The organism is Microbacterium sp. NPDC057659, from assembly GCF_042799915.1.
In the GTDB taxonomy this organism is placed as follows: domain Bacteria; phylum Actinomycetota; class Actinomycetes; order Actinomycetales; family Microbacteriaceae; genus Microbacterium.
Genome location: NZ_JBHVHU010000004.1, coordinates 219080 through 242776, shown reverse-complemented (window position 1 = coordinate 242776; position 23697 = coordinate 219080). Strand labels below are relative to the sequence as shown.

The 23697-nt window shown below is 70.1% G+C and carries 19 protein-coding genes and 1 riboswitch; of the genes, 2 read left to right on the top strand and 17 right to left on the bottom strand.

What is annotated here, in order from left to right:
• Positions 1-345 precede the first annotated feature (345 nt).
• Positions 346-1614 carry a CoA transferase gene (locus ACFVAE_RS17615; protein ID WP_378895039.1) on the top strand — a complete coding sequence of 423 codons (1269 nt, stop codon included), beginning with the start codon at positions 346-348 and terminating at the stop codon, positions 1612-1614.
• 7 nt (positions 1615-1621) lie between these two features.
• Here ACFVAE_RS17615 and ACFVAE_RS17610 read toward each other — a convergent pair whose 3' ends face one another.
• The 15 genes from ACFVAE_RS17610 to ACFVAE_RS17540 all read right to left on the bottom strand — a co-directional run bounded on the left by ACFVAE_RS17610 (position 1622) and on the right by ACFVAE_RS17540 (position 20358).
• A complete protein-coding gene (locus ACFVAE_RS17610) occupies positions 1622-2422 on the bottom strand; it encodes a DUF4184 family protein (protein ID WP_378895037.1) in 801 nt (266 codons plus the stop codon).
• A gap of 40 nt (positions 2423-2462) precedes the next feature.
• Positions 2463-3764, bottom strand: coding sequence for a tyrosine--tRNA ligase (tyrS, locus tag ACFVAE_RS17605; protein ID WP_378895034.1), 1302 nt, complete (start codon positions 3762-3764; stop codon positions 2463-2465).
• Positions 3765-3811: 47 nt separating this feature from the next.
• On the bottom strand, positions 3812-4501 hold the full coding sequence (locus ACFVAE_RS17600) for a hypothetical protein (RefSeq protein ID WP_378895031.1): 690 nt from the start codon (positions 4499-4501) through the stop codon (positions 3812-3814).
• On the bottom strand, positions 4498-5139 hold the full coding sequence (locus ACFVAE_RS17595) for a SatD family protein (RefSeq protein WP_378895029.1): 642 nt from the start codon (positions 5137-5139) through the stop codon (positions 4498-4500). The genes ACFVAE_RS17600 and ACFVAE_RS17595 overlap by 4 nt, the downstream gene beginning before the upstream one ends.
• Before the next feature lie 84 nt (positions 5140-5223).
• Positions 5224-6681, bottom strand: coding sequence for an argininosuccinate lyase (gene argH / locus ACFVAE_RS17590; protein WP_378895026.1), 1458 nt, complete (start codon positions 6679-6681; stop codon positions 5224-5226).
• Complete coding sequence (gene argF / locus ACFVAE_RS17585; RefSeq protein WP_378895023.1) at positions 6645-7616, bottom strand: ornithine carbamoyltransferase; 972 nt, start codon at positions 7614-7616, stop codon at positions 6645-6647. Before argF ends, argH begins: the two co-directional genes overlap by 37 nt.
• Positions 7613-8815 carry an acetylornithine transaminase gene (locus ACFVAE_RS17580; RefSeq protein ID WP_378895021.1) on the bottom strand — a complete coding sequence of 401 codons (1203 nt, stop codon included), beginning with the start codon at positions 8813-8815 and terminating at the stop codon, positions 7613-7615. Before ACFVAE_RS17580 ends, argF begins: the two co-directional genes overlap by 4 nt.
• Positions 8812-9711: an acetylglutamate kinase gene (argB, locus tag ACFVAE_RS17575; protein ID WP_378895018.1), complete on the bottom strand. Its 900-nt coding sequence runs from the start codon at positions 9709-9711 to the stop codon at positions 8812-8814. The genes ACFVAE_RS17580 and argB overlap by 4 nt, the downstream gene beginning before the upstream one ends.
• A complete protein-coding gene (gene argJ / locus ACFVAE_RS17570) occupies positions 9708-10865 on the bottom strand; it encodes a bifunctional glutamate N-acetyltransferase/amino-acid acetyltransferase ArgJ (RefSeq protein ID WP_378895016.1) in 1158 nt (385 codons plus the stop codon). The genes argB and argJ overlap by 4 nt, the downstream gene beginning before the upstream one ends.
• Entirely contained in the window at positions 10862-11914 is a 1053-nt protein-coding gene (gene argC, locus ACFVAE_RS17565) for an N-acetyl-gamma-glutamyl-phosphate reductase (RefSeq protein WP_378895013.1), read from the bottom strand. Before argC ends, argJ begins: the two co-directional genes overlap by 4 nt.
• A gap of 284 nt (positions 11915-12198) precedes the next feature.
• A complete protein-coding gene (locus ACFVAE_RS17560) occupies positions 12199-14349 on the bottom strand; it encodes a bifunctional hydroxymethylpyrimidine kinase/phosphomethylpyrimidine kinase (RefSeq protein ID WP_378895010.1) in 2151 nt (716 codons plus the stop codon).
• Positions 14346-15197 carry a hydroxyethylthiazole kinase gene (gene thiM / locus ACFVAE_RS17555; RefSeq protein WP_378895007.1) on the bottom strand — a complete coding sequence of 284 codons (852 nt, stop codon included), beginning with the start codon at positions 15195-15197 and terminating at the stop codon, positions 14346-14348. Before thiM ends, ACFVAE_RS17560 begins: the two co-directional genes overlap by 4 nt.
• Positions 15189-15282: riboswitch (TPP riboswitch) on the bottom strand. Its footprint overlaps the gene before it by 9 nt.
• Positions 15283-15351: 69 nt before the next feature.
• Positions 15352-17856: a phenylalanine--tRNA ligase subunit beta gene (gene pheT, locus ACFVAE_RS17550; RefSeq protein ID WP_378895005.1), complete on the bottom strand. Its 2505-nt coding sequence runs from the start codon at positions 17854-17856 to the stop codon at positions 15352-15354.
• Positions 17856-18905, bottom strand: coding sequence for a phenylalanine--tRNA ligase subunit alpha (gene pheS / locus ACFVAE_RS17545; protein ID WP_378895003.1), 1050 nt, complete (start codon positions 18903-18905; stop codon positions 17856-17858). Before pheS ends, pheT begins: the two co-directional genes overlap by 1 nt.
• Positions 18906-18939: 34 nt before the next feature.
• Positions 18940-20358, bottom strand: coding sequence for a GntP family permease (locus ACFVAE_RS17540; RefSeq protein WP_378895002.1), 1419 nt, complete (start codon positions 20356-20358; stop codon positions 18940-18942).
• Between the two features lie 93 nt (positions 20359-20451).
• On the opposite strand from ACFVAE_RS17540, the gene ACFVAE_RS17535 reads away from it, so the two are divergent.
• Positions 20452-21957 carry a gluconokinase gene (locus ACFVAE_RS17535; protein ID WP_378895000.1) on the top strand — a complete coding sequence of 502 codons (1506 nt, stop codon included), beginning with the start codon at positions 20452-20454 and terminating at the stop codon, positions 21955-21957.
• A 25-nt stretch (positions 21958-21982) separates the two neighbouring features.
• Here ACFVAE_RS17535 and ACFVAE_RS17530 read toward each other — a convergent pair whose 3' ends face one another.
• On the bottom strand, positions 21983-22888 hold the full coding sequence (locus ACFVAE_RS17530; RefSeq protein WP_378894997.1) for an amino acid ABC transporter permease: 906 nt from the start codon (positions 22886-22888) through the stop codon (positions 21983-21985).
• Positions 22885-23532, bottom strand: coding sequence for an amino acid ABC transporter permease (locus ACFVAE_RS17525; protein WP_378894994.1), 648 nt, complete (start codon positions 23530-23532; stop codon positions 22885-22887). The genes ACFVAE_RS17530 and ACFVAE_RS17525 overlap by 4 nt, the downstream gene beginning before the upstream one ends.
• Between the last annotated feature and the right edge of the window lie 165 nt (positions 23533-23697).

Genomic DNA, 23697 nt, shown 5'->3' with positions numbered 1-23697 from the left:
TTGGCATTTGACAAGTGCACGCTGTTGAGTTCTCAAGGATCGGACGCACCCACACACCCACCAGAACCTGGAGGAGACGCGCAGGGCAACTTCACAACCTTATCCGGCGAACCAGACACTGTCAAAACAGTCTGTCCAGGGCCGGGACCTTCCATCTTAGACCCACGAAGCCGTGGGAGCAAGTGATGGGAGGTGGTCCGCCGCTTGGAGGGGAGCTGGGCCTTCCGGCCTTTCGCTCAACCGCTTGGGGCGAACAGGTAATAACTTACGCGGATCCCGAGGAACGGGCAAATCGCGGCCCGATCTCGGGCGTGTCGCGGGGGTCTCCCGGCGTAGCGTTAGCCCATGACGACTGTGCTGGAGCGGATCTGTGCGGAGCTGGACATCGTCGGTTCCGCAGTCGACGAGCTCTCCGCTCCCCCGCATCCTGTGCCTCTGCCCTCGCGCCTGGCGACGGGGGATCTGGCCTGGGCAGCCGTGGTCGCCGCCGTGCTCGCATCCGGCGGCACGCGTGCGCCGGATCCAGACCGGGTCGCGGCCGCGTACCGCAGCGCAGCCCTCCTGACCGTCGACGGCGCCGCGGCCGATGTCTGGGCCCCGCTCTCCGGGTTCTGGCGCACGAGCGACGGATGGGTGCGCACCCACGCGAACTACTCGCATCACGCCGCCGCCCTCCGACGCGCGCTGGAGGTCGACGACGCCCCCGACGCGGTCGCCGCATTCGCCGCCGGCTCGACCGCCTCGATCGTCACGCGCATCACCGCCGCCGGGGGCCTTGCGGTTGCCGTTCGCCGGGAAGACCCCGGTCGTGATGCCGTGCTCCGAAGCCACCGGCTGATCGATACCGTCGAGCTCGGACCTGCATCCGCGCTCCGCTCCCCCGTGACAGGCCCTCTTACCGGCATCCGGGTCCTCGATCTCACCCGCGTGATCGCGGGACCGGTGTGCACGCGCACGCTCGCGGCACTCGGTGCGGACGTGCTGCGCATCGATCCCCCGCACCTGGCGGAGCCGGAGTGGCAGCATCTCGACAGCGGACACGGGAAGCGGTCAGCGCTGCTGGACGCCCGGACCGAGCGCTTCACCCGGCTGCTCGCAGCCGCCGACGTCGTCGTCCTCGGCTATCGGCCCGCCGGCCTCGCACGGCTGGGGCTGTCTCCTGAGGCCATCGCCGAGCGGCATCCGGGAATCGTGATCGCGCAGCTCAGCGCGTGGGGCGTCGACGAACCGGATCGTCGTGGATTCGACAGCCTGGTGCAGGCCGAGTCCGGTATCGCGATGGTCGAGTCGCCCGATGGTTCGACGCCGGGCGCACTTCCCGCCCAGGCCCTCGACCACTCCGCCGGCTATCTGCTCGCCGCCGGAATCCGTCGCGCGCTGAGTCGACGCGACGGCAGGACACTGCTCGTGCGCACGTCTCTGCGACGTGTCGCCGCCGAGCTGCTCGGGATGCCACGCGCGGACGAGCTCGGCCCTGCGACCACCGACGACCCCGCCGTCCACGCCGAGGAGTTCCTGGTCGGCGGTCGCCGTGTCAGGACGGTTGGCTCCGCGCTCCCCGAGCATCCGTTCGGTGCGCCGCGCCCCTGGGGCGGCGACGAGCCGACCTGGTGAGCAGTCGTCACCGGGTCCCGGACGCGGCCCTCGCCGGAATCCGGATGACGATTGCCGCACACAGCGCAAGCGTGGCCACTCCCCACAGCCCGCACACGGGAGGGAGCGTCCGGTAAGCGAGATGCGCGGGCGTGAACTCCGCGGAGAACGGGCCCCAGACCGCGTAGCCGACGGCGGCCGCGAGAACCAGCAGCACCGGCAGAGCGCCGATCCAGACGACGGGGATCCAGCGCGGTAGGGACTGCTCGGCCCGGCCGACCGGCCGACGCCGCAGCCACAGCACCGCGTACACCGCCAGCACGATCACACCGATCAGACCCGAGCCGTACTGCAGCCATTTGTAGCCGAGGATGCCACCCCACGGCTCGTCGAGGATCGGGAACACCTGCACGCCCCAGCGCCCCTCATGCGTGAACGAGTCCCACAGGATGTGCGACGCGACACCGATCATCAACGAGACCAGCAGAAGCAGCGGGTACCAGCGCTGTCCGTCGCGCCATAACGTCCGGCGGACGGCATCCGCTCCCCTCGTCCGCCACTCGTCAGGCAGCCGCGCGGCGACGCCCGCGGGCACCAGCTCCACGGACGCGGGGCGCAGCACCACTCGCCAGATCAGCAGCAGCACCGCAGCGATCAGGCTCGTCCAGAGCAGATTCGGCACCGCGTGCAGGAAGGCGTAGTCGGGTCCGAATGCCCGCAGGAACAGCGGCAGATCAGGGGTCATCGCTCCGATCGCGATCGCCGCCGGCACCAGCGGTGTGCGCACGAACGGCAGCGCGACGATGGCATGACTCGGGGTGAAGGGCACGGGTCGAAGCTACCAACCCCGCCGCCGCGTCTCCTGAGTGTCAGGAAGCGAAGACTCCGGCGAGGGTCTTCTTGCCGCGGCGCAGCACGGAGACGCCGCCCGGCAGACCGAACGGGACGGTCGCGTCGACGTCCTCGACCCGCTGCCCGTCGACGGAGACGCCGCCCTGAGAGATCGCACGCCGCGCCTCGGAAGCACTCGAGACCAGCCCGGTCGACACCAGTGCATCGAGCACCGACGTGCCGGCATCCGCCGTCGCATTCGGCAGCTCGTCCAGCGCGCTGCGCAGCGTAGCGGCATCCAGCGCGGTCAGGTCGCCCTGACCGAACAGCGCCTCGGATGCCGCGATGACAGCAGCCGTGGCATCCGGACCGTGCACGGTGGCGACCACCTCGAGGGCGAGACGCTTCTGCGCGGCGCGGCGGAACGGCTCGGTCTCGACGAGCTGCGCGTACTCGTCGATCTCGGCGCGGGTGAGGAACGTGAAGATCTTCAGCCGCTCGACGACGTCGGCGTCAGCCGTGCCCAGCCAGAACTGGTACATCCGGTACGGGCTGCACATGTCGGCGTCCAGCCAGATCGCGTTGCCCTCGCTCTTGCCGAACTTCGTGCCGTCGCTGTTGGTGATCAGCGGGGTGCCGATCGCGTGCGCGGACGCACCCTCGACACGGTGGATCAGATCGGTGCCGCTGGTGAGGTTGCCCCACTGGTCGCTGCCGCCGGTCTGCAGCACGCAGTCGTACTGCCGGTACAGCTCGAGGAAGTCCATCCCCTGCAGGATCTGGTAGCTGAACTCGGTGTAGCTGATGCCGGCATCCGAGTTCAGGCGCGCAGCGACGGCGTCCTTCTTCAGCATGGTGCCGACGCGGTAGTGCTTGCCGATCTCGCGCAGGAAGTCGATCGCCGACATCGGCGCGGTCCAGTCGAGGTTGTTCACGATGCGCGCGGAGTTCTCGCCCTCGAAGCTGAGGAAGCGCTCGACCTGGGCGCGCAGCCTGCCCACCCATTCCTCGACGGTCTCGCGGGTGTTCAGCGTGCGCTCGGCGGTCGGCCGAGGGTCGCCGATGAGGCCCGTCGATCCACCGACGAGACCGAGCGGCTTGTGCCCGGCGAGCTGGATGCGGCGCAGCAGTAGCAGCTGCACGAGATTGCCGAGATGCAGGCTCGGCGCTGTCGGATCGAAACCGCAGTAATACGTGATCGGGTCCCCGGCGAGCAGCACACGAAGCGCTTCCTGATCGGTGGACACGTGGACGAGTCCGCGCCACAGCAGCTCGTCCCACACGTTCTCGAACGTGGGATCGAGCGCCACCGGCGCTGTCGTCAGAGCGGTTTCAGACACGCGCTCAAGGCTATCAGCGCGGTGCCCTTCGTCTCGCTCACGCTCGCTCAGTGGCCGGTGTTCGCCGCCCACCACACCAGCAGTGCGCCGCCGAGCGCCATCGCCCAGCTGACCAGGCTGCCCACCAGGAAGTACTCCGCGCGCGCCCCGGTCTCGCCGTCCTTGGAGATCTCCGGGAAGCGCACGATGCCTTTGGCCGCGAGCAGCGCGGCCAGCAGCGAGTACGCGGGCACGAGCATGAGCAGGAACGCGAGCACACGCTCCAGTGGGCCGATCAGCCGGCCGCCCTTGAATCCGCCCTCGGCGCTCGTCGGCTTCCAGGTGTGCTCCCCCGCCAGCGCGGCGCGCACCACGACATTGCCCGACTCCAGCAGGAACACGACGACGCCCACCGCCAGTACGGCGAGGTCGGGCGAGACCCGGCCGAAGGGCGACTCCAGCCATCCGATCGGTGCTCGGTCGCCGAGCACGACGACCGAGGCGATGGACGCGACGGCCAGAACGACCGCCGGCCAGAATCCCTGCCGACGATCCGGCCGATCCGGCATGCTGAGCAGCCAGGCCGCGGCACCCGCGGCCGCGGCGATCATGTACCCGGCGGCGTTGCAGAACGAGCCGATGAGGATCAGCACGATCGCGGAGACGACGTAGCCGATCCAGCGTCGGGATGCCGGCACGAACTGACGCACCAGATCGACGGCACCGATCGCGAACAGCAGCAGTCCCGCGAGGATCATGCGTTCTCTCCCCGCAGCTGCTCGAGGCCGGCGATGAGGCTGTTCGCCCCCGACGCGCGCAGCGCCTTGGACACGCTGGGTTGCGTCACGCCCTCCTGCGCGGCGAGGTCCTGCTGCGACAGGCCCTCGAGCCTGCCCAGGGTCAGGCGCCGCTCCCGCCCGCTCATGCGCGAGACGGTCTCGTCGCGCAGCAGCAGGTACGCGTTGGATGCGGCGATCGAGGAAGGCATGACCTCATCCTGACGTGGAGCACCGACAATCCACGTGCGGATCCCCGGCATGCCGCGCTGCCGCTCGTGCACGGATTCGATCGCGTCGCGCGCGGCGTACCACGCGGTGCCGTCGGAGAGCTCGGTGTGCGCCGAGGAGACCTCGTGCACCTCGCCGACGCCGAGACCGAACCGGAATTCCAGTCCCTCGGGCAGCGCGAGCTGCACCAGCAGCAGCGAGATCATCGCGTCTTCGAGTCGGGCGTACACGCCCTGCTGCTCGTCGCCGACCGTCGGCCGGAGCGGTCGCAGCGCCAGCGGATGCCGACTCTCGACGCGCGCGATGGTGTCATCGAGCTGCTGCTGAGCGGCGGCACGATCTTGCAGCCGGCGCGAGCCGACGATGTCTGCGATCACGGCGATGACCATCGCACAACCGTAGCACGAATATTTCTTAAATATGCGTGTTTTGGTTATTTATCAGAGATATGCACACACCGCGCATGTCACACGTCAGAGACCGAGCGCGTGTGCCGCATCCTGCGTCCGCGCGATCAGCTCCGCACGCTGCTCGGCCACACGCACCGGCGCCGTGCCCCCGGCACCCGAACGGGATGCCACGGACCCCTCGATCGAGAGCACCTCGCGCACCTCGGGCGTCAGGTGCTCCGACACCGAGATCAGCAGCTCGTCCGAGGCATCCTCCAGGCCGATCCCGCGCTCCTCGCAGGCGCGCACCAGCGCGCCGGAGATCTCATGGGCATCGCGGAACGGCACACGGCGCTTGACCAGCCACTCGGCGACATCGGTCGCGAGCGAGAAGCCCTGAGGCGCCAGCTCGGCCATCCGCGCGGTGTCGAAGCGCAGCGTCGCGATCATGCCCGCGAACGCCGGCAGCACGACCTCGAGCGTGGCGACGGAGTCGAACACCGGCTCCTTGTCCTCCTGAAGATCCCGGTTGTACGCGAGAGGCAGGCCCTTGAGCGTCGCGAGCAGCCCGGTCAGGTTTCCGATCAGACGGCCGGACTTGCCGCGCGCGAGCTCGGCGATGTCGGGGTTCTTCTTCTGCGGCATGATGCTCGACCCGGTCGAGTACGAGTCGTCGAGTGTGACGAAGCCGAACTCCCTCGTGTTCCAGAGGATGATCTCCTCGGACAGGCGGGACAGATCGATGCCGGTCATCGCCGTCACGAACGCGAACTCCGCGACCACGTCGCGTGCGGCGGTGCCGTCGAGGGAGTTCTCCGCCGGACGGTCGAGGCCCAGCTCGCGGGCCACCAGTGCCGGATCGAGGCCCAGCGTGGAGCCGGCCAGCGCGCCGCCGCCGTAGGGCGAGACGCCGGCGCGACGGCGCCAGTCGACCAGGCGCTCCAGCTCGCGGACGAGCGGCCAGGCGTGCGCCTGCAGGTGGTGCGCGAGCAGGACCGGCTGCGCGTGCTGCAGGTGCGTGCGGCCCGGCAGGATGGCGTCGGGGTGCGCCTCGGCCTGTGCGACCAGGGCGTCGATGACGCGCAGCAGATCACGCGCGATCACCTTGGCGTGGTCGATGAGGTACATCCGCACCAGCGTCGCGATCTGATCGTTGCGGCTGCGGCCGGCGCGGAGACGCCCGCCCAGCTCGGCCCCCACCTCGGCGATGAGCGCCTTCTCGAGCGCGCCGTGCACGTCCTCGTCACCCGGATCGGGCAGCAGAGTGCCGTCCGCGATCTTCGCGGCCAGCGCATCCAGGCCCGCATGCATCCGTGCGGCCTCGTCGGGCGACAGATACCCTGCCGCCTCGAGGGCGGTGGCGTGCGCGTGCGAACCGGCGATGTCGTACGGCGCGAGGATCCAGTCGAAGTGCGTGGACCGGCTCAGTTCGGCGAGCTCGGGCGACGGTCCGCCGGCGAAGCGGGCGCCCCAGAGCGCACCCTCATTGGTGCCGTGCGTCTCGCTCACTTCGACTCGCTCCGCTCGCTCAGTGCATCGCATGCTTCTGCATCCTTCTGCTTGTCGAGCAGCCACACCAGCAGCGCCTTCTGCGCGTGCAGGCGGTTCTCGGCCTCATCCCAGACGACGCTCTGCGGGCCGTCGATGACCTCGGAGTCGACCTCGTAGCCGCGGTCGGCGGGCAGGCAGTGGATGAAGATCGACTCGGGGTCGGCGAGGCTCATGATCTCGGAGGTCACCTTGAACCCGCCGAGGTCGCGCAGCCGCTGCTTCTTCTCCTCCTCCTTGCCCATCGACACCCAGGTGTCGGTCACGATCACGTCGGCGCCGAGGGCCGCCTCGCGGGGGTCCTCGAGCAGGGTGACCGACCCGCCCGTCTCGGCGGCACGCCGCTCCGCGTCGACGACCACGTCCGCGCGGGGCGCGTAGGCCTCCGGCGACGCCATCCGCACGTGCATCCCGGCGGTGACGCCGGCCAGCAGGTACGAGTGCGCCATGTTGCTGCGGGCATCGCCGAAGAACGTCAGCGTGAGCCCGGCGAGTTCGCCCTTGTGCTCACGGATCGTGAGCAGGTCGGCCAGCAGCTGGCAGGGGTGGAAGTCGTCGGAGAGCGCGTTGATCACCGGCACGCGCGTGCCGCGGGCCATCTCCTCGAGGCCGGACTGCGCGTAGGTTCGCCACACGATCGCGGCGACCTGCCGCTCCAGCACGCGGGCGGTGTCGGAGGGCGTCTCCTTTCCGCCCAGCTGGCTGTTCGCGGTCGAGATGATCAGCGGCGAGCCGCCGAGGTCGGCGATGCCGACCGCGAACGAGACGCGGGTGCGGGTGGACGACTTGTCGAAGATCACCGCGACGGTCTGCGGGCCGGCCAGCGCCTTGTTCGCCCAGCGGTCCTTCTTCAGTTCGAGCGCGAGATCGAGGATCTCGGCCTGCTCGGCAGGGGTCAGGTCGTCGTCGCGCAGCAGATGGCGGGTCATGCGGGGGTCTCCGTAGGGGTGAGAGTGGATGCCACGGCGCCGAGCGCCTGGCCGAACAGGTCGAGGAACTCCGCCACCTCGGCGTCGCCGATCGTGTAGGCGGGGGCGATGCGGATCGTGTCCTCGGTGGGGGCGTTGACGATGAGGCCGCGCTCCTGCGCCGCCTCGCGCACCGCGGCGGCGACCGGCTGCGACAGGGTGATGCCGATCAGCAGACCCGCACCGCGGGTGCCGGTGACGAGCGGCAGCCCCTCGACCGCGGTGCGCAGTTCGGCGCCCCGCGCGTTCACATTCGCGAGCAGGTCCTCGTCCTCGATGTGGCCGAGCACCGCGTTCGCCACGGCCGATGCCAGCGGGTTGCCGCCGAAGGTCGAGTTGTGCGTGCCGGGATAGAACAGGTCGCTCGCGGCGCCGAACGTGATCATCGCGCCGAGGGGGAAACCGCCGCCGATGCTCTTGGCCAGCGTGATGGCGTCAGGAGTGATCCCGAACCGCTGGAACGCGAACCACACGCCCGTGCGGCCCGACCCGGTCTGCACCTCGTCGAGGATCAGCAGCGCATCGTGCTGCGTGGCCAGCTCGCGAGCCCGCTGAAGGAAGCCCTCGGGAAGCTCGATGACGCCGGCCTCGCCCTGGATGGGCTCGATGAAGATCGCGGCGACGCTGTCGTCGAAGGACGCCTCCAGACTCTCGATGGAGTGCGCCACGGTGCGGACATCGGGCACGGCCGGCTGGAACGGATCGCGATAGATCGCCTTGGGCGTCAGCGACAGCGCCCCCATGGTGCGGCCGTGGAACGCGCCCTCCAGCACGAGGACCGTGCTGCGTCCGGACTTGTTTCCGTGCAGGCGCGCGAGCTTGAAGGCCATTTCGTTGGCCTCGGTGCCGGAGTTCGCCAGGAACACCCGTCCCTGCTCCCCCGTGCCCGCGAGGCGCTTCAGCCGCGCGGCCAGCTCGAGCTGCGCCGGTGACGCGAAGTAGTTCGAGATGTGCGTCAGTGTCGCCGCCTGCTCGGACACGGCCTCGACGAACACCGGGTGCGCATGTCCGAGGCAGTTCACCGCGATGCCGCCCAGGAAGTCGAGGTAGCGGGTGCCGTCGGCATCCCACACGTGCGACCCCTCGCCGCGGGTGAGCAGCGCGAGCCGCCCGCCCAGGCCCATCAGATCGCGGGATGCGTCGTTCTGCCAGTCGCTCATGCCAGGGCCACTTCCGTTCCGATTCCCTTGCTGGTGAACAGTTCGACGAGCACCGAGTGCGGCACCCGTCCGTCGATGATCGCCGCGGCGTCGACCCCGCCCTCGACGGCGTCGAGGCAGGCGCGCATCTTCGGGATCATGCCCGACTCCAGACGCGGCAGCATCTCGGTGAGCGCGTCCGCGGTCAGGTGCGACACCAGCGAGTCGCGGTTCGGCCAGTCCGCGTACAGCCCGGGAACGTCGGTGAGGATCACCAGCTTGCGCGCGCCCAGCGCGACGGCAAGGGCGGATGCCGCGGCATCCGCGTTCACGTTCAGCGACTGCCCCGGGTGATCCAGGTCGGGCGCGATCGACGAGACGACGGGGATGCGGCCCGCTGCGAGGTGATCGAGCACCGGGGTGGGGTCGACCTCGACGACGTCGCCGACGCGACCGAGATCGACCTCTTCGCCGTCGATGACGACGCCGCGGCGCCGGCCGCCGAACAGGCCGGCGTCCTCACCGCTCAGGCCTGTCGCGATCGGACCATGCGAATTGATCTTGCCGACCAGCTGGGGGTTGACCTGCCCGGTCAGCACCATGCGCACGACACTGATCGCCTCGGTGTTGGTGACCCGGTAGCCGCCCTTGAACTCGCTCGGGATGTCGAGCCGGTCGAGCATGGTCGAGATCTGGGGGCCGCCGCCGTGCACGACGACCGGCTGCACACCGACGTAGCGCAGGTAGGCGATGTCCTGGGCGAACGCGTCCTGCAGCTCGTCGGAGACCATGGCGTTGCCGCCGTACTTGACCACGACGATCTGGTCTCGGAACTTCTTCAGCCACGGCAGCGAATCGATGAGCGTGGTGGCCTTCTCGGCGGCCACGTCGGGCGGAGTGTCCTGCAGATCTGTCATGAGGAATAGGCGCTGTTCTCGTGCACGTAATCGTGGGTCAGGTCGTTGGTGAGGATGGTGGCCGTCTCGTCTCCGACCTTCAGGTCGATGATGAGGTCGGTCGCGCGCGGGGTCAGATCGACCTCCTCGCGCGGACGGTCGGGGCCGCCGGCGGTGCAGACGCGGACGCCGTTCATGAACACGTCGGTGTCGTAGGGGTCGAACTCGGCACTCGTGGTGCCGATCGCCGCGAGCACCCGACCCCAGTTGGGGTCGTTGCCGAAGATCGCGGCCTTGAAGAGGTTGTTGCGGGCCACCGAGCGGCCCACCTCGACGGCGTCGGCGACGGATGCCGCACCGCGGACCTCGATCGTGATGTCGTGGCTCGCGCCCTCGGCATCCTGCTGCAGCTTCTTCGCGAGCTGCCCGCACAGGTCGGCGAGTGCCGCAGCGAAGGCATCGAGGTCGGGCTTCACGCCGCTGGCACCGTTGGCCAGCAGGGTGACCTGGTCGTTCGTCGACATGCAGCCGTCGGAGTCGAGGCGGTCGAACGTGGTGCCGGTGGCGCGGCGCAGCGCGGCATCCGCCTCGTGCGCCTCGAGATCGGCGTCGGTGGTGATGACGACGAGCATCGTCGCCAGACCCGGCGCCAGCATCCCGGCGCCCTTCGCCATGCCGCCGATCGTCCAGCCGTCGCCGCTGACCACCGCCGTCTTCGAGACGGTGTCGGTGGTCATGATCGCCTCGGCCGCGGACTGGCCGCCGTCTGCCGACAGCCCCGCGATGCCGCGCTCGACGCCGTCGAGCACCTTGCCGCGGAACACCTCGTCGCCGGTGCCGATCAGGCCGGTGGAGCACACCACGATGTCGCCGGCGCTCACGCCGAGCAGATCGGCGGCCTTCTCGGCGGTGAGGTGGCTGGTCTGGAAGCCGAACTCTCCGGTGAAGCAGTTCGCTCCGCCCGAGTTGAGCACGACGGCCTCGACCACCTTGTCGGCCACGACCTGCTGCGACCACAGGATCGGGTTCGCCTTGGCGCGGTTGCTGGTGAAGACGGCGGTGCCGACCTTGCGCGGCCCGCGGTTCACGACCACGGCGACGTCGGGCTTCCCTGTCGACTTCAGGCCGGCGGCGACGCCGGCCGCCTCGAATCCCTGGGGGGCGGTCACGGTCACGGTGCGACTCCGTTCACGGTGAGGGCGCGATCCTCGGGGAGGCCGAGCGCGAGGTTCATGGACTGGATGGCAGCGCCGGCGGTGCCCTTGACGAGGTTGTCGACCGCGGTGACGACGGTCACGCGGTTCGCCGCACGGTCGATCGCGAGGCCGATCAGGGCCGTGTTTGCGCCGAGCACGTCGGCTGTGCGCGGGAACTGTCCCTCGGGCAGCACCTGCACGAACGTCTCTTCTCCGTAGGCCTGCTGCCAGGCCTCCCGGATGTCGGCGTCACTCGCGCCGGGCACGATCGGCGCGGTCGAGGTCGCGAGGATGCCGCGCGCCATCGGCACGAGCACCGGCGTGAAGGAGATCCGGATGCCGTCACCGGCGACCCCGGCTGCTGCGGCGAGCGCCTGACGGATCTCGGGGATGTGCCGGTGCGTGCCGCCGACCGCGTAGGGATTGGCAGTGCCGAGCAGTTCGCTGCCGAGCAGGTGCGGCTTGAGGCTCTTGCCCGCGCCGGAGGGTCCGACCGCGAGCACCGAGACGATGTCGCCCGGATCGATGACGCCGGCGGCGACGCCCGGTGCCAGGCTGAGGCTCACTGTGGACGCATTGCAGCCCGGGGCGGCGATGCGCGTGGCTCCGCGCAGGTGCTCCCTCTGCTTCAGCCCGTCGACGGTCAGCTCGGGCACGCCGTAGGTCCACGGCTCGTGGAAGCCGCCGCCGTAGAATGCGTCCCAGGCATCCTGCGAGGTCAGCCGGTGATCGGCACCCGCGTCGACGACGAGAGGGGTGTCTCCGAGCGCGTCGGTGTACTGGCCGGACTGACCGTGCGGCAGCGCGAGGAAGACGATGTCGTGCCCGGAGAGGATCTCGGGCGTGGTGTCCTGCAGCGTCAGGTGGGCGAGCGAGCGCAGGTGCGGCTGGTGCTGCACGAGCGGCTGGCCGGCGTTGGAGTGCGCGGTGACGGTGCGGATCTCGATGTCGGGATGCGCGGCGAGAAGGCGCAGGATCTCGCCGCCCGCATAGCCGGAAGCGCCGGAGACGGCGACGGAAAACGTCATGGATCTACCTTAACGGTCGGAGATGAGCGGGACCGGGGCGGCGACACCGGCACTCTCCCCATCCGTACGCAGGACAGGAGCGCGGGGTCGCCTAGAGTCGGCGGCCGCCGCGGCGTCGGCGCACAGGAGCAGCGCTCAGAACGCCCTTCGTCACTTCGTCTCGCTGCGCTCGCTCAGCACGGCGCTCGCTGCGCTCGCTCAGGAACCGCGAGGCGGGAGCGATGACGGCCGAAGGCATGCCGCGACGATATCGCCCTCGTCGCGGCATGCGCAAATCCCGGGCGTCACATGACCGGCGCGACCTCCGGCAGGGGCGCGGCGAAGAACTCCAGCTCGAGCTGCGAGGCGCGTTCGAACGCCGCATACATCCTGGCGCGCTTCTCGGGCGAGGCATCCGCCGCCGTGGCCGTGACGATCTCGATCGCTCGCCGGTTCGCCTCCGCGAACGCGGGATCGGCGTAGGTCGCCAGCCAGGACGCGTACGGATGCCCGGGGTCGAGCGCATAGGCGCCGAAGTCGCCCGTGCCGAGCCGCGCGCCCAGATCCGCGTACAGCCAGTAGCAGGGCAGCACCGCCGCGACGAGCTCGGAGTAGTCGCCGCCGAAGGCGACGGCTCGGAGGTGATCGAGGTAGGCGGTGGTGACCGGCCCCGCCTCAGCGGCGAACGTCTCCTCGCCGATGCCCTCCGGCGTCAGCCAGGACGCATGCAGTTCGAGCTCGCCGGCGATCGCGCCCTGTGCGCCCTGCGCCCAGAACGCCTGCTCGGCCGACGTGGGCGCCAGTGATGCCGCGGTCGCCAGCACCCGTGCGTACTCGCGCAGGTACAGGGCGTCCTGAGCGAGGTAGAACACGAACGCGCCCTGCGGCAGGGCGCCGTCGGCGAGAGCGCGGATGAACGGCAGGTCGTCGATCCGGCGGCGGATACCGGCGATCCGTTGCCACCACTCCTGCCCGATCTGCTCCGCGGTCGGCGCGGTGTCGATCCCGCCGCGTTCCCACAGCCCGGCGAAATGCGACACCGGTCCGTTGCCGCGGCCGACGTCGAGCTCCGTGCCGGCGGCGATCGACTCGCGCAGCCAGGCCCGCGACTCGGCGACCGCCGTCGGCCAGTCCGCGCCGGCGGCGCGGCGGGTGGCCAGGGCGGAAGAGAGCGAGCAACCGGTGCCGTGCGTGTTCTCGGTGTCGATCCGCGGACCGGTGAACGCGGCGAGCGCGCCGTCCGGACCGATCAGCGCATCCGGCGCCGCGGTGGACTCGAGGTGCCCGCCCTTGGCGAGCACCAGCACGCCGTAGCGCTCCGAGAGCCTGCGTGCCTGCGCCTGCGCGGCGTCCCAGTCCGCCGTTGGCGGCTCGCCGGTGAGCACGGCCAGCTCGGGCAGGTTCGGCGTGACCACGTCGGCGAGCGGCAGCAGAGCGCGGAGCGCGTCCTCGGCCTCTGCGTCGAGCAGCCGGTCACCGCTGGTGGCGACCATCACCGGGTCCAGCACCACGGTGGCGGGCCGCACCGCGTCGAGCCAGTCCCCCACCGTCCGGATGATCTCCGCACTCGCCAGCATCCCGATCTTCACCGCGTCGATGTCCACGTCGTCGGAGAGCGCGTCCAGCTGCTCGCGCAGGAAGTCGGCGGGCGGGACGTGCACGCCGCGCACGCCCTGCGTGCTCTGCGCGGTCAGCGCGGTGATCGCCGCCATGCCGTAGCCGCCGTTCGCGGCGATCGACTTGAGGTCGGCCTGGATGCCGGCTCCGCCGGACGGATCGCTGCCCGCGATGCTCAGCACCCGCGGCGGGCGGCCGCTGTGCCAGGCGCACAGGAACGCGCGGGTCGCCGCTCGCGGGTCCTCCGCCGCGCAGATCGCGGAGACCACGGCGACACCGGCGGCGCCGGCCGCGCGCAGCGGGGCGACGTCGTCCATGCCGATCCCGCCGATCGCGACGCAGGGCAGCGGACTCTGCGCGGCGAGGGCTGCGAACCCGGCGACGCCGAGTGCGGGCGGATGGTTCGGCTTCGTGGTGGTCGGATGCACCACGCCGACACCCAGGTAGTCCACGGTGCCGAAGGGCAGCGCGCGCACCGCATCGAAATGCGCGGGCGTGTTCGCGGTGAGCCCCACGATCGCGTCGGGCCCCAGCGCCGCACGGGCATCCAGCACGGAGGCATCCGACTGGCCGAGGTGCACCCCGTCCACGCGCGCCCCGCGGCGGCGTGCCTCCAGAGCGGCGTCGAGACGGTCGTCCACGACGAGCAGCGCGCGCCCGGCGATCACCTCCGAGAGCTCGATCAGCCGGTCGACGATCTCGCTGTCCGTAGCATCCTTGTCGCGCAGCTGCACGATGCGCGCGCCACCGGCGACGGACTCGGCGACGACTGCGGCGACGCCGCGGGAGCCGCTCAGCGCGGCGTCCGTGACCAGGTAGAGCGAGAGGTCGAGGCTCACCGGACGGCCTCCAGCGCTGTGACCTCGACGCGTGCACCGTCGAGATCGGCGGGCGAGATCGCCGCGAGCGCATCGAGCAGCGCCCCGGCGAAGCTGCCAGGGCCGCCTGCCACGGCGGCCGCGCGCTCCGCGGCGATCTCGTAGACGACGGATGCCGCTGCCACGGCGTGCAGTGCCGTGATGCCGGTGCCGCGAGCCGCGCCGAGGAAGGCGGCCATCATGGCGCCGAGTGCGCAGCCGCCACCGGTGACCTTGGTGAGCACGGGCGTGCCGTTCGCGATCCGCACCTCGATCTCACCGTCGGTGAGCAGGTCCACCGGCCCCGACACGGCGACGACGCTGCCGTGCTCGCGCGCCAGGAGACGTGCGGCCTCGGCCGCGGCATCCGTCGTATCGGTCGCGTCGACGCCGCGGCCTCCCGCGCTGAGCCCCGCCAGAGCGAGGATCTCCGAAGCGTTCCCGCGGATCGCGGTGGGCCGGCGAGCGACCAGGTCGCGGGCGAGATCGGTGCGGATCGGGAGCACCCCGATCGCGACGGGATCGAGCACCCAGGGCGTGCCGGCAGCGGACGCACCGCCCACCGCTTCGAGTGACGCGGCACGCTGCTCCGGAGTCGGGGTGCCCAGGTTCACCAGCAGCCCGGAGGCGACCGAGGCGAACATCCCGGACTCACCGACGATGTCCACCATCGCCGGTGCCGCGCCGACCGCGAGCAGCACGTTGGCTGTGAAGCCGGTCACCACGCTGTTGGTGATGCAGTGCGTCAGCGGCGGCGCTGCGCGCAGCTCTGCCAGCAGACGGGCGGTGTCCTCGAGGAGGACGGCGGACGGGTGCAGAGGATCGCTCATGGGCGACATCCCTTCGCTAGTACGAACTAGATCAGGTTCGACGGGTGTGTTCTCAGCCGCAGATGCGGCACCCCGTGTCACTGCCCGCGAGTCTAGCGGGACGCAGAAGAGCGGCACCCGCCGATGACGGATGCCGCTCTTCGTGATCGATCGATCAGTCGCGGATGCTCGCTCCGAAGCGCTCTGTCGCGACGGCGACGCCCGCGAGCTTCGCCTCGGTGGCCTCGGCGGCCGTGAGCGTGCGGTCGGGAGCACGGAAGCGCAGCGCGAAGCTCAGGCTCTTCGAGGCCTCGTCGACGCCCTCGCCGCGGTAGTCGTCCACCAGCGTCGCCGCCTCGAGCAGGTCGCCGGCGCCGGCGATCAGCGCCGCGCGCACCTCGGATGCCGGCACACCGGCGTCCACGACCAGGGACACGTCCTGCGTGGCGGCGGGGTACGTCGACAGCGACTCCACGACGACGCGCTCGCCCGCCAGCGTCAGCAGGCGGTCCAGGTCGAGCTCGAGCACCACGGCACGGCCGGGCAGGTCCGCGTCGGCCGCGACCTGCGGGTGCAGTTCGCCGACGTATCCGATCTCCTCGCCGCGCACGCTCAGCACACCGGCACGACCGGGATGCAGCGCCGCGCGCTGGGTCTGGGCGACGTCGATGTCGACGCCGGCAGCGACGCCGATCACCTGCACGGCATGCAGTGCGTCGCCCAGGCCGGCGTGCTCAGCGGAGCGCCCGGGCTGGCGAGGGGTGACGTTGCCGGTCAGCAGGACTGCGATGTTGCGCGGCTGCGGCGGGATCGACGCGTTCAGCTCGGCGAGGACCTCGTCACTCGGACGCTGCGCGAGCGGAGGCACGACGTCGGTGCCGTAGGTCACGCCCTCCTCGGGCGCGAACACCAGTCCGGTCTCGAAGATCGCGAGATCCACCAGGCCGCGCGCGATGTTGCGGTGCGCGGTCTGCAGCAGTCCCGGCAGCAGCGAACGGCGCAGGTACGCCGCCTGTCCGTCGAGCGCGTTCGCCAGCCGGATGCTGGGCAGGTGCTCCCCCGACGGCGATCCATGCAGGTCGTTCTGCGCCTCGGTCGTGAACGGGAATGCCGGAGTCTCCACGAAGCCGGCCGCCGCCACCGCATCCGCCACGCGCTTGCGGCCCTGCTGCAGCGGCGTGTAGCCACGGCCGGAGGGCGGGGTGGGCAGCACCGACGGGATGCGGTCGAGCCCGTGGATGCGGGCGACCTCCTCGACCAGCGTCCACTTGTCGGTGAGATCGGGGCGCCAGCTCGGCGGGATGACGAACCATCCCTCATCCGTGCCGCTGACCTCGGCGCCGATCATCTCCAGCGCGCCGGTGACCTCGTCGTCGGTGTAGTCGACACCGATCAGCCCCTGCGCGAAGCCGCGCGGCAGATCGATGCCGGCGATCTCGACGTCCGTGAACAGCGCACCGCCCTCGTCGGTCAGCTCGCCGCCGGCGAGCTCGACCATCAGGTCGGCGACTCGACGGGCCGCGACGAACGGGATCAGCGGGTCGACGCCGCGCTCGAAGCGCTTCGACGCCTCGCTGGGCAGCTTGTGGCGACGCGCGGAGCGGGCGATCGTCACCGGGTCGAAGGTCGCCGCCTCGATGAGCACGTTGCGGGTGGTGCCGCTCATCTCTGTGGTGCCGCCGCCCATCACACCGGCGAGGCCGATCGGACCGGAGCCGTCGGTGATCAGCAGATCCTCGACGTGCAGTGCGCGGTCCTGGCCGTCGAGCGTCGTCATCCGCTCGCCCGCGGTGGCGCGGCGCACGACGATGCCGCCCTGCAGCTTGTCCAGGTCGTAGCCGTGCACCGGGTTGCCGAGCTCGAGCATCACGTAGTTGGTGATGTCGATCAGGACGCCCAGCGAGCGCATGCCGGCGAGCACCAGCCGGGCGATCATCCACGGCGGGGTGGGACGCGACGGGTCGACGTTCCGCACCACGCGGGCGACGAACTCCCTGGCGCCCACGTTGCCGCGGACCGGATTCCGGTCGTCGACCGAGATCGAGAAGCCGGAACCCGGCTGCAGCTCGGCGAAGTCGCGCTCGGCCGGGTCACGGAACACTCCGCCGGTGGCGTGCGAGTACTCCCGCGCGACACCGCGCAGCGAGAACGCGTAACCGCGGTCGGGCGTCACGTTGATGTCGACGGCGAAGTCGTCCAGGTGCAGCAGCTCGATGGCGTCCGTTCCGACCTCGGGGTCGAGGCCCAGCGTCGACAGCACGATGATGCCGTCGTGCTCATCGCCCAGCCCCAGCTCACGCGCCGAGGCGATCATGCCGTCGGACACATGACCGTAGGTCTTGCGCGCGGCGATCGGGAACGGGCCGGGCAGCACGGCGCCGGGCAGAGTCACGACGACCTTGTCGCCGACGACGAAGTTGTGCGCGCCACAGACGATGCCGCGGACGCCGCCGTTCGCCTCGCCGACGTCGACCTGGCACCAGTTGATGGTCTTGCCGTTCGACTGCGGCTCGGGCTCGGCCGACAGCACCTGTCCGACGACGACCGGGCCGGAGATCTCGAAGCGATGGATGTCCTCCTCTTCGAACCCGACGGACACGAAGGACGCCAGAACGTCCTCAGGCGTGGCATCCGCTGCCACGTCGACGTACTCGCGCAGCCATGAGATCGGAACGCGCATCACACCACCATCCCGAACTGCTCGCTGAAGCGGACATCGCCCTCGGCCATGTCTCGCATGTCCTTCACATCGCTGCGGAACATCACCGCGCGCTCGACGCCCATGCCGAACGCGAATCCGCTGTACACCTCAGGGTCGATGCCCGCCGCGCGCAGCACGTTGGGGTTGACCATGCCGCATCCGCCCCACTCGATCCAGCGCGCGCCGCCCTTGAAGGTGGGGTGCCACAGGTCGAGCTCCGCGGACGGCTCGGTGAACGGGAAGTAGTTGGTGCGGAACCGGGTCTTCGCCTCGGCGCCGAACATCTGCTTCGCGACGTGGTCGAGGGTTCCCTTCAGGTGCGCCATCGTGATGCCCTTGTCGATCACGAGGCCCTCGAACTGCGTGAACACCGGCAGGTGCGTCGCATCGAACTCGTCGGTGCGATACACCCGTCCGGGGCACAGCACGTAGATGGGCAGCTCACGGTCGAGCATCGACCGCACCTGCACCGGGCTGGTGTGCGTGCGCATCACCAGGTGGCGGGAGGTCGGGTCGACGTAGAAGGTGTCCTGCTCCTGGCGCGCCGGGTGGTCTTCGTCGAAGTTCAGCGCGTCGAAGTTGAACCACTCGTGCTCCAGCTCCGGGCCCTCCGCGATCTCCCAGCCCATGCCGACGAAGATGTCGCTGATCTGCTCCTGCATGAGGGAGATCGGATGCCGGGCTCCCACGCGGGCGTGCGAGGAGACGGCCGTGATGTCGACGCGCTCGGCCTCGAGCCGCGCGGCGGTCTCGGCCTCGGCGAGCTCGGCCTCCTTCGCGGCGAGCGCCTGCGAGACACGCCCTCGGCCCTGGCCGACGAGCTTTCCGAAGGTCGCCTTGTGCTCGGGCGCGACCTGACGCATCGACGCGTTCAGCACGGCGAGGGGCGACCCCTCGGCGACGTGCGCGGAACGCGCGGCCTTCAGCTCTGCGGTATCGGATGCCGCGGCGATCGCCGCAAGCGCGGCGTCGACGGCGGACTCCACCGCCTCCGGGGTGATCTGGGGTGTTTCGGGAGACTCTGACACGAGAACCGAGTCTACCGGCGCGTCTGCGGACCCCTCACACGATCAGACCCAGTACCAGCACGCCCGCGAGGCCCACCACCGAGACTGCGCACTCCATCAGACTCCAGGTGCGGAAGGTCTGTCCGACGGTCATTCCGAAGTACTCCTTGACCAGCCAGAACCCGGCATCGTTCACATGCGAGAGGAACACCGACCCCGCGCCGATCGCGAGCACCATCAGCGCGACGTGCGTGGCGCTGAGGTCGCCGACCAGCGGGGCCATGATGCCGGCCGCGGTGATGGTCGCGACGGTCGCCGAGCCGGTGGCCAGGCGGATGACGACGGCGACCAGCCAGCCGGCCAGCAGCAGCGGGATGCCGGAGCCCGCGATGCCGCTGCCGATCACCTGGCCGACGCCCGAGTCGACCAGGGTCTGCTTGAAACCGCCGCCGGCGCCCACGATGAGCAGGATCGAGGCGATCGGGGCGAAGGCCGCGCCGGTCTCCTTCGACACCTCGCCCATCGTGCGGCCGAGCGCGGTGCCGAGCACGATCATCGCGTACAGGGACGTGATCAGCAGCGCCTGCAGCGGGGTGCCGATCCAGACCAGGATCTGCCCGAACAGCGACCCATCCGCTCCCGTCGCCTCGACGACGGTCATGAGCAGCATCAGCACCACGGGCAGCAGCACGACCGACAGCGCGACGCCGAACGACGGACGTCTGCGCTCGTCCTCGTTCCGGTCGTCCACTGCGGTGAGCAGTTGGCTGGTCGCCTGGATGGGCACCCACTTCGCCATCGGCTTCGCGAGCACGGGGCCGGCGATGATCACGGTCGGGACCGCGACGATCAGTCCGAAGGCGAGGGTCAGTCCGAGGTTCGCACCCAGCGCGTCGATGGCGATCAGCGGGCCGGGGTGCGGAGGCACCAGTCCGTGCAGTGCGGACAGGCCGGCGAGCGCCGGGATGCCGACCAGGATCACGGGCAGCTTCGCGCGCTTGGCGACCAGCATGACGATCGGGATCAGCAGCACGACTCCGACCTCGAAGAAGAGCGGGATGCCGATGATGAAGGCGGCGAACGCCATGGCCCAGGGCAGCCTCTTCAACGGCGTCTTGGCGAGGATGGTGTCGACGATCTCATCAGCACCGCCGGACTCGGTGAGGAATCTGCCGATCACCGCGCCGAGCGCGATCAGCACGCCCACACCGCCCACCGTCGCGCCCAGTCCCGCGGAGAACGATGTGAAGGCGTGCTCGAAGCCCATGTTCGCGGTGATCGCCATGACCGCCGCACCGAGCATCAGGGCGAAGAACGGATGCATCTTGACCCAGACGATCAGCACCACGATCACGACGATCGAGATGACCGCCGCGATGATCAGCTGCGTCGTGCCCGCAGAGGGCTTGATCGGATCGGCGAGCGGAAGGAGCCCGCCGAGCAGGGCTGATCCGGAACTCAAGGAAACGTGCATGACGAACTCCTCACTGCGGCGGGTCGGCCCCGACCCGTGCCGTACCGCACACGCTAGCGGACGGATAGGATCGGCCGCGAGAGGGGTGAGCAGATGGCGCACGACGACGTTCCGACGACCCGCAGCATCACGATCGAGGATGCTCCAGACCCGTTCGTCCTCGCCATCGACATCGGCTCGGGCTCGACCCGTTGCTGCCTGTACGACGCCTACGCGCGGCCGGTGAAGAAGCGCATGGCCAAGGCCGATCACCTGTTCACCGAGGCTGCGGACGGGACCGTCGAAATCGACGCCGATCAGGTCACCGGCGAGGTGGCCGACCTGATCGGGCAGGTCACCGAGGGCATCGCGCCGGGCCGCATCCGCGCCGTCGTGATGGACACGTTCGCCTCGTCGCTGGTGTGCGTCGACGCCGACGGCAGCGCGCTGACGCCCTGCTTCACGTACGCGGACTCGCGGTCGGCGCCCTACCTGGCGCAGCTGCGCGCACGACTGGACGAGACGGCCGTGCACCAGCGCATCGGCGCGCGCCTGCACACCAGCTATCACCCGCCGCGGCTGCTGTGGCTGCAGGACGATTTCCCCGACGTGTTCGCCCGCACGGCGAAGTTCCTCTCGCTCGGCGAATACGTCTACGCCCGCCTGGCCGGCGTCGAGGGCGCCGCCACGTCGACGATGGCATGGGCCGGCATCCTGAATCGCCACACCTGCGACCTCGACGACGAGCTGCTCGCGGAGGTGGGAGTGGACCGCTCACGCTTCGCGCCGATCATCGACCCGGACCAGCCGATCACCGACGTCTCCCCCGAGGTCGCGCGCCGCTGGCCGGCGCTCGAGGGTGCGGCGTGGTTCCCCGCTGTACCGGACGGCTACGCGTCGAACGTCGGCGTCGGCGCCGACACCCCGGATGTCGCGGCGATGTCTGCGGCGACCTCGGGAGCCATCCGGGTGATCGTGGACGGCACGCCGGAGGTGCTGCCGGCGGGGCTCTGGGCCTATCGCGTCTCGCGGTCGCAGTCGATCGTCGGCGGCGCGCTGAACGATGTCGGCCGCGTGATGCTGTGGTTGCAGTCCACTCTCGCACCGGCGCCACTGGAGGCCATCGAGCAGACCCTCACCGCTCCCCCGTCCGCAGGCACCCCGCTCATGCTGCCGTTCCTCACCGGCGAGCGCGCGACCGGCTGGGCCGGCGACGCGCGGGCGGTCCTCACCGGGGTGTCGTCGTCGACCACGCCCCTGGATCTGTGGCGCGGAGCCGCGGAGGGCGTCGCCGTGTCCTATGCCCGGGTGTTCGAGCAGCTCGCCGAGGCGAACCCGGGACTCCAGCGTGTGATCGCCTCAGGAGGGGTGACCGGCCATTTCCCCGGACTGATGCGCATCGTCGCGCAGGCGATCGGTTTCCCGGTGCAGGTCGTGAACGTCAAGCGGGTTACCATGCGCGGCGCAGCGGTGATCGCCCTGTCCGTGCTGGAGCCCGATCGGCCGATGGCGCAGATCCCGCCGACCGATCCCGTACTGCCGGATGCCGCGGAGCAGGCGTACTACGCCGACCTGCGTGAGCGTTTCACGGCCGCGTACGAAGCGGTGATCGCGCCGTAGAGCACGGCGCGATCACCGCCGTCGATCAGACCTGGTCCTTGCCGCCGAGAGCCTTCTGCACGGCGATCACTTCGGTGAGAGTCGCGTCGTCATCCGCGGCCGGGTCATGCGGCATGCCCAGCCCCCTGACCTTCGGCGAGCGGGAGGTCTTCTTCTCGACCCACTTCGCGATCGCGGCCAGGATCAGGCACATCACGATGTAGATGCCGCCGATGACGATGGCGGACTGCAGGATCGGGCGGCCCTGCTGGGATCCCAGCAGCTTGGCGAAGTAGAGCAGCTCGGGGTACGTGATGATGAAGCCTAGTGCGGTGTCCTTCAGCGTGACGACCAGCTGGGAGATGATCACCGGGAGCATCGCCCGGATCGCCTGCGGCAGCAGGATCAGAGTCATCACACCGCTCTTGCGCAGGCCGATCGCATACCCGGCCTCCTGCTGGCCGCGCGGCAGCGCCTCGACACCGGCACGCAGCGCTTCCGCGAGCACAGAGCCGTTATACATCATCAGCGCGAGCACGACCGCCCAATACGGCGACATCTTGACACCGAGGACGGGCAGGCCGTAGAAGAGCAGCATCATGAACACCAGCACCGGCACGGCCCGGAAGAACTCGGTGATCACGGTCACCGGTACACGCACCCAGGCATGGTCTGACAGGCGTCCGATGGCGAGGAGGAAACCGAGCGCCATGCTCAGCACCGCAGCCATCCCGAATGCGGCCAGCGTGTTGCCGAGGGCCGTGAGGATCTGCTCCCACACGACGGTGAAGGTGAACACGCTCCAGCGCGAGGCATCGAACTGGCCGGTCACCGCGAAGCGGTAGACGATGAAGCCGATCAGGGCGAGCACGACCAGCACGGTCACGACGCCGAGGATCAGGTTGCGTCGTACGGCCTTCGGGCCTGGGACGTCGTACAGCACGGAGCTCATCGCGCGATCCTCCACTTGTTCTCCAGGCTTCGCTGAGCCCAGCTAAGGAGCATGACCAGCACGACGAAGATGGCCGCGACCCAGAGCAGGACGACCAGGGCGTTCTCTCCGCGCTCGCTCATGAAGGCGCGCACGGCGCCGAGCTCGGTGATCGAGAATCCGGCCGCCACCGTGGTGTTCTTGAGCAGGGCGATGAACACGCTCATCATCGGCGGAACGACGGAGCGGAACGCCTGCGGCAGGACGACGAGGGTCATGACCTGTCCGAACGGAAGCCCGATCGCACGGGCGGCCTCGGCCTGCCCGACCGGGACCGTGTTGATCCCGGCGCGCAGCACCTCTGCCACGTACGTCGCCGTATAGATGCCGAGAGCAACGATTCCGAGCGTGACGGTGTTGAGTCTCGGGAGCCCCAGCTGGGGGTATCCGAAGACGAAGAAGAAGAAGACCAGCGTCAGCGGGGTGTTGCGCACCAGGTTGACGTAGACGGTGCCGACGCCGCGGGCGATCGGCACAGGCGAGACGCGCATGGCTCCGACGATGATGCCGAGCACGAGTGCGAGCAACCCGCCAGCGAAGAAGAGGATGAGCGTGTTCCCCAGTGCCTGGGGCCACAGATCCATGTTGTCGAAGATGACCCCCATGGAGCCCCTCCTGTCCGGTGCGAGGTCGGGGGGGGCGGTGGCCGCCCCCCCCCCGCTGGTGCGGGCCCGGGGACTTCGGGCTGCTCGCGCCTGCTGCCGGGCGGCACGAGGGTGTTGTCGCAGCTCTGGGGCCCCACGTGCGTGCCGGCGGTGAAGCGGTCGGTG